The organism is Gammaproteobacteria bacterium, from assembly GCA_014075255.1.
Taxonomy (GTDB): domain Bacteria; phylum Pseudomonadota; class Gammaproteobacteria; order UBA4575; family UBA4575; genus JABDMD01.
In genome coordinates this window covers 213,672-226,190 of sequence record CP046178.1, presented here as the reverse complement: position 1 = coordinate 226,190, position 12,519 = coordinate 213,672, and the positions used below count along the sequence as shown (strand labels likewise).

The window sequence follows — 12,519 nt, the reverse complement described above, 5'->3', positions numbered from 1 at the left end:
TCGATTTAGTAGTGTCAGACTACTTATTTATCGGCCAAATTGATTTTTCCTTTAGGAACTAGTAATCATAAGTGATTGAATATTAAAGCTATCTAAATAGGGCTTGCCTTTAAATGTGATTTTTCTCGCGAATAAGCCTTATCTCTTTACCTCTAACATGCGTATGAATAGCTTCACGATCTTCAAGGCTAATTTCGGTAAATTCGACACCGATTGTAAATAAACCCTCTTCCTCACCTTCTACTTCACTCCGTACTATCTTGCCATAAGCAAGAATATACTTTGAAATTTGTGATAGTTGCAGTCTCAGCTCTAAATATGAACCAATATTTAGTCGTTTATCATAATAAAATCGTAAACCACTTGCGCTTATGTTCACTTCTCGCCAATTTAAATCTGGAATCATAGAACATTCAGAAAATTGTCTTCTAGCTATTGTATTAATCTTATCGTCCATCACTTTTAAATACTTTGCAATTTCAGGATAACGCCTACGCACCAATGCAAACTGATCAGTTAAAACTTTGGATGAGTCACTAAAATTATTTAACAATTGTAATTCAGCATTATTTTCAGGATATTTTTTTAAAACTTCCTCCAATTGATCATCCGGAATTAAACGTAGTGATAATAAAATATTGTCGTTAATCCTGAACGCATTGCGATTCTCAATAGAACTATCGTTCGCATTATCTAATTGTGTATCAGCATTGCTCATAATTTTAACCATCTAATTAGTTATCAATAACTGAAGAAACATCTTCATATTCATACAACAAACTCTTATTTCCTAAAATAGATATTTCAACTCGTCGATTCTTAGAGCGGCTATTTTCTGTATAATTAGTAAATATAGGTTTAATATCTCCATACGCTCTAATTTGCAATCGTTCAGGATTAATATTCTCTTTTGCTTCTAAATGATGCACAACTGCTGCTGCACGCGCCGCAGATAATACCCAGTTCGATGGAAATCTTGATGTATTAATAGGACGATTGTCGGTATGACCGGAAACAATTATCTTTCCTTCAACTGCATTTAAAGCTATCGCAATTTTCTTCAATAAAGATGAAAATTCTTGTTCAATTTTATCGTCACCAGAGAGAAATGTACCTCGCTCTCTAATTCGAATCACAATTTCTCTATCAGTCCACTCCACTTCAACAATTCCTGAATCAATTTCACTTTTTAATATTTGAGTAATTTTTTTGGCTTCATCATGCATACGTTTTACCGCAGCTTGATATATTTCTTTTGCAACTTCTTTTTTATTTAAATTTTTATCTCCACTTGTAAAGTTTAAGTTTTGTTTACTCTCATCTGTAGTTTGTTGACGCATTATTTTTAACAGTGTTGCATTATCTGGCTTGCCTGGACTAAATTCTGTTGTAACAACGCTTGTGCCTTTTGGTAGCTCATTTGCGGGCACATCTCGTTGCACACCAAATGCTTTAGACAAAGAACCTGCAAGCTCTTTGAATTTAGCTGCATCCATCTCTGAAAATGATAAAAGCAAAACGAAAAAACACATCAATAGCGACATCAAATCGGCAAAGGTTGCCATCCATAACGGTGATCCTGCAGATTCTGGCGCTTTAGCGGGAGGTGCATCAGACATTGTCAGACTTGACTATGCAGCCTCTTTTTCTTCACTTGCCTCACCCACTTTTCCACGCAAGTTATCTGGCAAGTAAGTCGCTAATATTTGCTCAACTACCCTTGGATTTGTGCCTGCTTGAATAGCCGATACAGACTCAAGTATTAGATCCTTACTGAGTCTTTCATCCAGAGCAATCTTCTTGAGCTTATCTGCAATTGGTAATGCAATTGCATTTGCAATAACAGCACCATATAAAGTAGTTAATAATGCAACCGCCATCGCAGGGCCAATGGACTTAGGATCATCCATATTTGACAACATTTGCACTAATCCAATCAATGTACCAATCATACCCATCGCTGGTGCAGCATCACCAATAGACTTAAACATTTCTCTACCGGTTTCATGTCGCTCAATAGAAAGATTAATATCTTTGCTTAACATTTTTTGAACCACTTCGGTTGGATGCCCATCTATGCATAAATTGATGCCTTGCTCTAAAAACGGATGACCAATTTCTTTCCCCTCAAGTGCAAGCACACCCTCTTTTCTAGCAACATCCGCAAGTTCTACAGCTTCTTCAATTAGCTTTGAAAGACTCACCGCTTTATGTAAAAGAGTGGATAAAACTAACTTAAATGAACCAAAAAAATCTCCCAAAGAAATTCGCGTTAAGGTCGCAGCAAAAGTGCCTCCTATAACTACAGCAAGAGATGGCACGTTCATGAAGGTCCCTGCTGAACCTCCTAAGACAATCGCTAACCCGATTACTGCCATAGCCCCCACCAAGCCTAATAGAGTGGCTAAATCCATTTACAAACGCTCCTTGCTCAGCTTATTTTCAATGAGTACATTTATGTAACTTACTGTTTTATATATAGTATTTTTAGCATCGAAGATAGAATCTTTCGACATACCCTGTAACGGCCAAAACAGGCAAATATTTAGTTATTTGCTATGAAATAGATGAGTAGCTGACGAGTGAGCGAGGAATACGATAATTTTGAAAATAATAGAAAAAGTGCTTAAAAATCAAGCAAATATGCCGATACAGGATTATGGATACACCCCATAACCCAACCTTAGAAGTATGAATAGCTTGTATATATGAAACTCTTAATTGTAGATGACAGTCAAGCCATGCGGAACATTATTAAATGGAACCTTAATCAAGCAGAAGTACATGTAGATAAGGTGTATGAAGCCTCATGCTGTGAAGATGCGCTGCATATCATTGAGACCAAAAAACCTGACTTAGTAATAACAGATTGGAATATGCCAGAGATGGGTGGACTGCAACTTCTAAGAGAGCTACGTGAAATTAACAATACTGTAAGATTTGGATTTGTAACTACACAGGCATCGACAAACATTCATAATATTGCCAAAGATGCGGGTGCAGATTTTATTGTCTCTAACCCTTCATGCATAAACACATTTAAAACACAAATTAGCCAAGCGTTATAAAACTATTTGCTAAATTAGATAGGCTTTCGTTTTTTTAATAAAACACTAGTGCAGCGCAATGAGTGTCAAAATATTGACTACTTAAATCTTTAATCATTGTTTATAAAAGTACATACTTTTTTCTGTTATCTTAAACGATCCATTTAAATGTCGTTAAATTGACATTTAAATTTATTATTTATTGATATTCATAAAATTTGTACACATGTCACAGAATTTTTCGGGCAAAAGAAACATTATTTCATTTTTACTGATTGCAGGCACCTTACTGCTATTTGTTTATTTATCTTTCAATCCATATGAAAACAAGCAAGAGACAATTCGTATTGGTATCACTCAATGGCCAGGTTTCGAATATTTATTTATTACGCATAAACAAGGTTTTTTCAAACAAGCAGGTATAGATATTGAACTGGTCGAGCTCAGTTCGTTAGCAGAAGTACGTCGTGCATTTGAGCGTGGAAAAGTAGATGGCATGGCGGCCACATTAGTAGAGGTATTAGAAGCACACAAATATTCTGAACAAATAGCCCAGACCATTGCCGTAATAGACTACTCAAATGGTGCAGATGAAATCCTTGCATCTAAACAATTTAAAAACTTAAAAGACCTTAAAGGTAAAAAAATTGGCGTAGAAGCAGGAAGTTTTAGCTCCTATCTTGTTAGTCGGGCACTAGAAATAAATGATATAAAATATTCAGAAGTAGTATTAATCCCTATGGAATTACATAAATTACCTAGAGCATTAAAAACTGGCAAAGTTGATGCCATTACTTCATACACTCCTGTCTCTATTGCCATAAAAAAACAACTTGATGTAAATACACTATTTGACAGCTCCCAGATTCCTCAAAAATTACTAGATGTAATCGCTATCAATAAACAAGTGCTTATTAATAACCCAGGATTACAAAAACAATTTTTACAAGCCTGGAAAGATACTCTTGAATATGTTGAAAACAATAATGAAGACTCATATAGAACTTTAACTGAACGACTTCCGATAACAATTGAAGAATTTAAAAACTCAATGAGTCTAATTCATTTAGTTGGCTCAGACGAGCAAGATCAATATTTTAATGAAGATGGTATTGTCCAAGATAATTTAGTTAAAACTGGCGATGTTGTATTTATGCACTTAGATACTTCGAAAATAGATTATTCGCAGTTCATATTTAATAGTAATTTAGATTAAGCAATAATAGTAATGAGTGTTGTAAGTAAAAATTATAAGACCTCTTCTCAAAAACGTATAATTTTATCTTTTTTGTTTATATTTATTATTGCTGTTCTTATTATTTGCGCTCTTATGTACAGGGTGTTTAGCAATAACCTCTCTGAAAATCTGAATACTCGTGCAGTAGAAATCATTGACATCATTGACTATATGGCTCAGACCTCAGGTGAATCTCCCGCACTAATCAAAGGTGTTAACACTTTAGCAGCTAATCGCGACATAAAGCTTATTATTGTAAGAATTAATGAGCCCCCCACCGTAATTGCATCAAACAAAGCTGCACTAATTGGGTTACCATCGAATGAAATATTTTCAAACTTTAAAGATAATCAATCTTTTAACTTTGATGCCAACACTGATCAGTACACAGCAATTTCATCTATCTGGTTAGAGAATAAATTTAGCAATGGTCAGTTTACCAAAGCGTCGGTAGGCGTTATTTTTGATACCTATAAAACCCGCATACTATTGCAAAAACAAATTTTGAGTACTTCCATTTATTTAATTTTAACGACCATTTTTGCTATTGGGTTAGTGTATTTTTTAACGAACAAATATATATTTCGGCCATTAGAATTAATCAATACATCCTTAATTAGTAATGACTCAAATAATGAGTTTTCCCCAATCCCCATATCAACTAATGATGAAATCGGCACTGTTGCTATAACGCTCAATCAACTATTTACAGATTTATACGCCTCCAAAAAGAAACTTCGTGAAAATACCGAACGATATGATCTTGCATTGCAAGGCACCAGAGTTGGATTAGTTGATTGGGATATAATTACAAATGATTTTTATTGCTCATCAAGTCTCATAGAACTATTAGGTATTAACGAAAGTAATTTCAAACCAAGCCTTGCTTGGTTTAGCGAACGCACACACCCTGCAGATAAAGAAGCTGCACAATTATCTCTAACCTCGCACTTAAAATTTAACACTGAATACGATGTTGAAGGAAGACTACGTCGGGAAAATGGTGAATACATTTGGATGCGGGTTCGTGGTCAAGCTGTACGAGATGAAGACGGAAAAGCGACTCGCATGGTGGGCTACTATGTAGATATCTCTAATCGTAAAGCCAATGAACATTTCATGAATTCGCTTTATTTAGTTAGCGCAGATGCAGCTCTTTCACTGAATCATAAAATTAATACAATTCTCAAGGAAGGGCTGAGTTATTTAGATTTAGATTGCGGAATTATTTGCAATATTATAGATGAAAAATCTTCAGTGACTTACTGTCAGTGCCCAGACAAATATAAAATCAACACTGAATCTATTTACAATCTAAGCGAAACATTTTGCTCTCATACCATAGAGTTAAATGATATGGTCGCTGCGTACAATGTGGCAAATTCAAATCTTAACTATTTATCAGAACACACAGATTTTGGCATAAATTGTTATATTGGAACCCCGCTATATGTGCATGGCAGGATATATGGCACCGTTAGTTTTTCTGATTACAAACCAAGATTAAAGCCATTTTCCGAACGAGAGAAATCTTTTGTGAGGCTTATTGCTCAATGGATTGGTAACGAGATGATGCGCTCTCAATATATAGATTATCTACATGACACAGAAATCAGATTAGAAGATGCTGTTGAAGAACTCACAAACGCCAATTCTGAATTGGAAAGTTTCACACACGTTGCTTCGCATGACCTTCAAGAACCATTACGAATGATTACTAACTTTACAGGTCTTTTTGAAAAAAACTATGGGAAAGAGTTAGATGATACTGCCACGGAATATTTAAATATATTATCAAAATCTGCAAGTCAAATGCGCATATTGATCAAAGATTTGCTTGATTATGCACAAGCAAGCAAGCAAAATGAGAAAATTGAATATCTAGACTTAAATAATATATTAAATAATGTGTACGCTAATTTAGAAAAACAAATACGCGAATCAAATGCGCTCATACTATTTCACGACTTACCAACAATCCAAGCAAATAAAGCAAGCTTAGTAAGTTTATTTCAAAATCTGATAAGCAATGGAATAAAATTTCAAAACAAAAACAATCAACCAATAATAGAAATAAAGACTTTTCAGCATTCAAACGAGTTAGTAATTAGCATATCAGATAATGGCATAGGTATTGAAAATGACTACCATGCAAAAATATTTGAACCTTTTAAAAGGTTACATGCCAAATATGAGTATAAAGGAACTGGGATAGGCTTAGCTGTTTGCAAAAAAGTCATTACCAGAATGGGAGGCACCATACGTATAGAATCTAAAAAAGGTTCTGGCAGCACTTTTTTTGTTTCTATTCCTAATATAATGTCACAAACAGGTAAAGCAGCATGAATACAATTAACACCAAAAATAAAACAGCTGAGATATTATTGATAGAAGATAATTTAGGCGATGTGTTGCTTACCAAGGAAGCATTCCGCTCCTCTCATTTTAAATATAATTTACGTGTTGCCAAAGACGGTGACGAAGCACTAAAAATATTAAGTCGACAGGGAGAATTTACCCAATTCCCCCGTCCCGACCTTATTTTATTAGACTTGAGTTTACCAAAGATAGATGGTCGTGAAGTTCTTGAAAAAATTAAGACCAGTAATGAATTAAAAGATATACCTATAATCATCTTATCAGGTTCTGAAGCTGAATCAGATATGACTACGAGCTATGATCTCCATGCTAACTCATATGTTGTAAAGCCAGATAATTTTGATGACTTCAAAGAAATCGTAGCATCAATTGAAAATTTTTGGTTTAAAAAACATGACTTAAATGAAAGCAATGACACTATTCATTAACAAATTTTAATTCCACTTATCTTTCTTGGAATGCATTTTGAAAACCTCGATAGATAGGCTTTAGTAGATAATCAAGTACCGATTTCTCGCCTGTCTTTATGTCTGCTTGCACAGTCATTCCCGGAATAATTCTATATTTTCCAGCAGTGCTTCCTACAAAGTCTTTATCTAGAGCAATAGTTGTCTGGAAATAAGGGTTATGTTGTTCATCTAAAAACGTAGAAGCACTAATCTGCTTTACTTTACCCATGACTGTACCAAATCTATGCGGATCATAACTGTTAACCTTAACTTCAGCTCGTTGACCAATACTCACATGGCCAATATCAGTTGTAGCTACTTTTGATTCTACGATCAATACATCACCTGCCGGGACAATTTCCATAATGGTTTCACCAGGCTTAATAACACTTTGTATAGTATTAATAGTTAATCCTTTGATTATTCCTGAAACTGGGGCTTTAATTTCTAATCTAGCCACACGATCTTGAAATTTTGTTAAATTTTTATCTAGCTCAGCTAACTCACCAGAAACTTGGCCAATTTCTTTTTTAATAGTTTCATTAAACTTACTATCTAATTCTTCAAAAGATGCATAAGCTTCTTGCTTAGACTCAGCAGCCACTCGAATATTTGATAAAGTTTGCTGATATTGGGTTTCAGTTTCTGCCATATTCGTTTGTCTATCTAAAAATTCAACCTTCGAGATCAAGCCTCGTTCTGCTAAATCTTTTCGCATTACGACTTGCTGTTGCAGAACGTTAAGCTCACGCTTCAAATATTTTGCTTTGCTATTTTCTCTTTTAAATTCTTGTTCGCGTTGTTTTATTTTTATTTGCGCAACATTCGATTGAGCAAGATAACTCTTTAACTGAGCTTTATATATGTTAATTTCGCTTTCAACTAGTCCTGCATATTCTTTTTTATATTGATTAAAATTAGGCTCAACACCAGATAGAATTGCATTTAATCTTATGAGTTGAAGTTTTAATATTGCATGACGTGCTTCGATCTGTTGCAGATCAGATTTTGAAGCAATAGGTGAAATATGGACTAATACCTCACCCTTTTCTACTATCTCACCATCATTAACAAATATTTCTTTTACAATACCACCCTCTAAGTGCTGCACTACATGATTATGGCCACTTGGCACCACCTCACCAGACGTTACTGCCACTTCATTAACGGGAGTAACATAGGCCCAAATTACGATAGCGACACATAGAAATGCTATGGTTATAATTCCAATACTTACCGCACCAGGTGCATCTGATTCCTCAAGTTGAATTGATTGTGCAATAAAACGCGCACGCGCTCTTGGCACTTCAGATTTAACTTTGTCGGATAAAGATATGCTTTCTTCAGTCATCTTTGCATCTCCGTTAGATATTTAATTGCTTCCCCAGGTGTCCCCACATGTGCAACCATGCCATTGACCATTACAATGGCACGATCTGCAAGTCTGATATGCGAAGGTCTGTGACTCACCATTAATACAGTTTGCTTACCACGCATTTTTTCTAAATGATCCATTAAATTCTGATCCGTTATCTTGTCTAAAGAAGTACCAGGCTCATCCATTAAAAATATAGGTGCTTGTCGGATATATGAGCGAGCCAAACAAATACCATTAACTAATCCAGACGGTAATCGTGAAGTAGTATGATCACCGACCAAAGTTTCAAACCCTTTTGGTAACTTATTAAGTGCAGACAATATTCCTGCTTGATCTGCAGCCTTAATTAATTCCTTATCGGTAGCCAAAGGTTGATTCAATCGGATGTTTTGTCCAATGGTTCCATAAAACAAACTAGCTTTTTGAGGCATATATGCAATTACGCGACGTAAATCAGTAGCATTCATTTGACGTACATCGGTATCATCTATTGACAACATTCCTGCTTGAGCTCGATACATTCCTGCTACTAATTTCAAAACTGTAGATTTTCCAGATCCATTGCCACCCACTATGGCAACAAATTCTCCAGGATTAATATCAAAAGATGCACCGATCAAAGCAGGATCTTCATTTTGACCATAGCGGAATGTAACTCGATCAAAAGTAACTTTCCCGGATATTTTTGGCATGATCAATCCAGCTTTATAACTATTTCTCTCAGAAGGAACACGCATCAACTGATTTAGTTGCTTAATACTTTGTGAGATTTGATCGATTTGTAACATGGCTAAACACACACCTTGCAATGGAGAAAGCACTCGCCAAATCAATGCCATAACTGCGATCAATGCACCAATGGTCATATCACCATTCATTACTTTTAAGGTGCCTAAAGTTAATACTGAAACACCAGCGATTGTCATTAATGACTGTGCAACACTATTTATTAGCGCATGACTAGTTGAAGTCTTAAATGTCCGCGTCATCGCCTCCCCTGAAGCTTCTCGATACAGTTCTAACCAAGCACCTTCTGCACCTAAGGCTTTAAGTTCGCGCAGCCCTGAAAATGTTTCCATTAACATTCGCTGTCTTGCTGAACGTGCATGACCTGCATGCACAAGTTTTTTATTTAAACTTGGAAACCACAACCATCCAAAGAGCGTATATATTGCGATCATAACAATAGGAATGTACGCAATACTTCCACCTAATAAAAACAATAAGCCTATGAAAAGCAATACAAATGGTAACTCCAAGAATAAGGTTGCACTTGGACCCGTGAAAAAGTCACGTATGGATTCAAACTGTCTCAGGCGAGACAATTGTGAAATTACTGTTGAACGTTCTGTTAATGCAGGTGGTAAAGAAAGAATTTTTTTAAACGTTTCAACACCAATTATATAGTCTAGCCGGCCCGCTAATAGACCCAGTGTTTTTGAGCGCACCAAGCGAAATATCAATTCACAGCAAAGCGCAATACCAATTCCTACCATCAAAAAAGGAATTGTATGGGTTGATCTTGCGCCAATTACGTTGTCATACACCACCATTATAAAAAGCGGTACAAACATAGCAATAATATTCAACATAAACGTCATTGCTACTAAATGTTTAACCAGCTTACGAAATCTTTTTAATATCTGGACAAACCATTGATCTGCAGATTGTTCCTGCCCTGTCATTGCATGGGTAGGATGCATATCAGTAAACAAATATGCAGTACCTTTTTCATTCAATAAGTCACCAGTACGATAATCATTCTCATGAGCATCAAAATACGTTACTTCATTTCCAGATTTTTTTGTTATTACATAAATTCCACCCGATTTAGATTCAAACAAACATGGTAATAATGATGAATTTAACTTTTCAACCGATGTTTTTTTCTCGTCACTTTCATATCCCAAAGTGACTAACATATTACGTAAATCAACCAAGTCCAAATGATTGGCAAAGTGTGGGATCGCTTCAATTAATTCACGTTTATACGACCGCCACCCTAATTCTGAAAGTATAGGCATAATACATGCCGCATAAGGTGAAATTTCGGCCGCTTTATTAAAAGCACTATTGCGAATTGCATTGGCTAAACGCTCAGAAAGCGGTAAGCGCTTCTCATCTGCCAATTTCTTAATATCTTCAGCAGTAACACTCATATTTTCACCTATTGATTTACCGCCTGATCAAGTGAAGAATGAGATTTCTTCAAATCTTTTTTAGCCAATTTAAACTGCATACTATTTAGGACGCCATTCGCTAGCTCGAAATGTCTGTCACATATAGCTAATAGTGAAGGCCGATGAGAAATAATGATCATCGTTAGGCCTTTATGATTTTCTTGCAAATACTTATGTAAGCGAGCTTCATTACCAAAGTCTAAGCATGAATTAGCATCATCAAATAACAATACTTTAGGTTCGCCATATATGGCGTCACCAATCAATGATCGCACTAAAATAATTTGTTGACGTACACCCGCTGGAATAGAGTCTACATTTGCACCACCAATACGCGTATCTAGTCCATTGGGCAACTTAGTGATCGCCTTAGTTAAACCAAACATTTCAGAAAGTTCTATAGCTTGATCTACTGCATACCCTTCACGAAACAAAGTTAAATTGTCAAGTATTGTGCCTTCATAAATTGTCCCTTGTTGAGGCATAAGAGCTGTTTGTGCACGCACTGATGAACCATCTAACGTTTTAATATTTTTACCATCAAGTAGCACTTCACCTTGAGTTGGATTTACAAATCCCATAACTAAATTAATTAATGTAGTTTTACCCACACCATTTGCACCAATGATTCCAATGGCTTCTCCAGGCTGTACATTTAATGAGATCCCTGACAATAACTCAACATCACAACCTTCATGCTTAAAATGCACGTCTCGTAATTCAATTTCACCTTTTAACGTTACGGGTAATGAATTTTCTTTTAATGCCTCTAATGGTAACGACAACATCTCCTTCACTTTGTCGCCAGCAATATTTACAGCTTGTACCTGTGTCCATAATCCCATTGCTTTTAATGCTGGCTGAAGCACTCTTCCTGAAAGCATAGTGCCTGCTGCTAACGCGCCCACTGTTAATTCTCCCGAAACAACATAGATACTTCCAATCCCTACAAAACTAATCATTACGATTTGCGAAAAAGTTGCACCTAAACCAGATACAATGCTGTTAATTCGACTCACTTCATAAACACTAGATGCAGACTGAGACTGCAATCTTTCGTACCTTCTTAACATCAAAGCTTCCATTGCCATCGCTTTGACTGTATGTATACCTTGCAGAATTTCAATTAGAAAATCTTGTCTACGTTGATCCGCAGAAGACCTTTGCTCTAATGCTAGTTTTAATTTTTTTCCAGTAAAATATGAAATTATCACAAAGATCCCAATAACAGTTACGGGGATTAGCACCATTTTTCCTGCAAACACAAATATCAAACATAGAAAAACTAAAACAAATGGTAGGTCAACCAACATTAAGATATTTTGCCCAGAATAAAATTCTCGAACTTTTTTAAGACTTTCCATTTTATCTAAGTAAGAACCAATGGAATCACTTTCAAACTTCACAAGATCTGAATGAACTATTCTTTCTATAGAATGTATTCCTTCAGTATGTTCATATTGCACGCCTTTCCAAGTAAGGATGGCTGATCGTGCAACACGTAAAACCCCGTCCAATATCGCAGCAGCTAATAATCCGAATACTAATAAAGAAAAAGTATCGGTTGCTTGATTTGGCAGAATGCGATCATAAACTTGCAGAATCACTAAAGGTAAAGCTAATGTTGTTAAATTTATAAATAACGACGCGAGCAAAACATCCCAACGCTTCCATGCAGTAGGAACTTTATGATTAGTTTGGTTTGAATCATTAACAGAAATGTTTTCTGTCATTTTCAGTTGATCCATTCTTGTCTTCTTAACCTTTAAATAACTTCATACGTATACAGCCCACCACAACCTTGTGAGTGAGCATGCTCTAGATCTATGAATATTTATCGGCTAAAGAA

General features: G+C 35.6%; 10 protein-coding genes. 4 read left to right on the top strand and 6 right to left on the bottom strand.

What is annotated here, in order from left to right; all coding sequences use genetic code 11:
* Positions 1–109 precede the first annotated feature (109 nt).
* From GKR92_01160 to GKR92_01150, 3 genes are read right to left on the bottom strand one after another with little or no spacing between them, the layout of a single operon-like run.
* Positions 110–730 carry a hypothetical protein gene (locus tag GKR92_01160; GenBank protein ID QMU60376.1) on the bottom strand — a complete coding sequence of 207 codons (621 nt, stop codon included), beginning with the start codon at positions 728–730 and terminating at the stop codon, positions 110–112.
* Positions 731–734: 4 nt separating this feature from the next.
* A complete protein-coding gene (locus tag GKR92_01155) occupies positions 735–1,619 on the bottom strand; it encodes an OmpA family protein (GenBank protein QMU60375.1) in 885 nt (294 codons plus the stop codon).
* 12 nt (positions 1,620–1,631) lie between these two features.
* Positions 1,632–2,414 carry a flagellar motor protein PomA gene (locus tag GKR92_01150; protein ID QMU60374.1) on the bottom strand — a complete coding sequence of 261 codons (783 nt, stop codon included), beginning with the start codon at positions 2,412–2,414 and terminating at the stop codon, positions 1,632–1,634.
* 294 nt (positions 2,415–2,708) lie between these two features.
* On the opposite strand from GKR92_01150, the gene GKR92_01145 reads away from it, so the two are divergent.
* From GKR92_01145 to GKR92_01130, 4 genes are all read left to right on the top strand, one after another.
* Positions 2,709–3,068: a response regulator gene (locus tag GKR92_01145; protein QMU60373.1), complete on the top strand. Its 360-nt coding sequence runs from the start codon at positions 2,709–2,711 to the stop codon at positions 3,066–3,068.
* A 205-nt stretch (positions 3,069–3,273) separates the two neighbouring features.
* Positions 3,274–4,263 (top strand): transporter substrate-binding domain-containing protein, encoded by a 990-nt coding sequence (locus GKR92_01140; GenBank protein ID QMU60372.1) that lies wholly within the window; start codon positions 3,274–3,276, stop codon positions 4,261–4,263.
* A gap of 12 nt (positions 4,264–4,275) precedes the next feature.
* Positions 4,276–6,630 (top strand): PAS domain-containing protein, encoded by a 2,355-nt coding sequence (locus GKR92_01135; GenBank protein ID QMU60371.1) that lies wholly within the window; start codon positions 4,276–4,278, stop codon positions 6,628–6,630.
* Positions 6,627–7,091, top strand: a complete 465-nt coding sequence (locus tag GKR92_01130) for a response regulator (GenBank protein QMU60370.1) — start codon at positions 6,627–6,629, stop codon at positions 7,089–7,091. Before GKR92_01135 ends, GKR92_01130 begins: the two co-directional genes overlap by 4 nt.
* Before the next feature lie 16 nt (positions 7,092–7,107).
* On the opposite strand, the gene GKR92_01125 is transcribed toward GKR92_01130, so the two are convergent.
* From GKR92_01125 to GKR92_01115, 3 genes are read right to left on the bottom strand one after another with little or no spacing between them, the layout of a single operon-like run.
* Positions 7,108–8,463: an HlyD family type I secretion periplasmic adaptor subunit gene (locus GKR92_01125; GenBank protein QMU60369.1), complete on the bottom strand. Its 1,356-nt coding sequence runs from the start codon at positions 8,461–8,463 to the stop codon at positions 7,108–7,110.
* Positions 8,460–10,649, bottom strand: coding sequence for an ATP-binding cassette domain-containing protein (locus GKR92_01120; GenBank protein ID QMU60368.1), 2,190 nt, complete (start codon positions 10,647–10,649; stop codon positions 8,460–8,462). The genes GKR92_01125 and GKR92_01120 overlap by 4 nt, the downstream gene beginning before the upstream one ends.
* Before the next feature lie 8 nt (positions 10,650–10,657).
* Positions 10,658–12,418 (bottom strand): ATP-binding cassette domain-containing protein, encoded by a 1,761-nt coding sequence (locus GKR92_01115; protein ID QMU60367.1) that lies wholly within the window; start codon positions 12,416–12,418, stop codon positions 10,658–10,660.
* Positions 12,419–12,519: the final 101 nt, after the last annotated feature.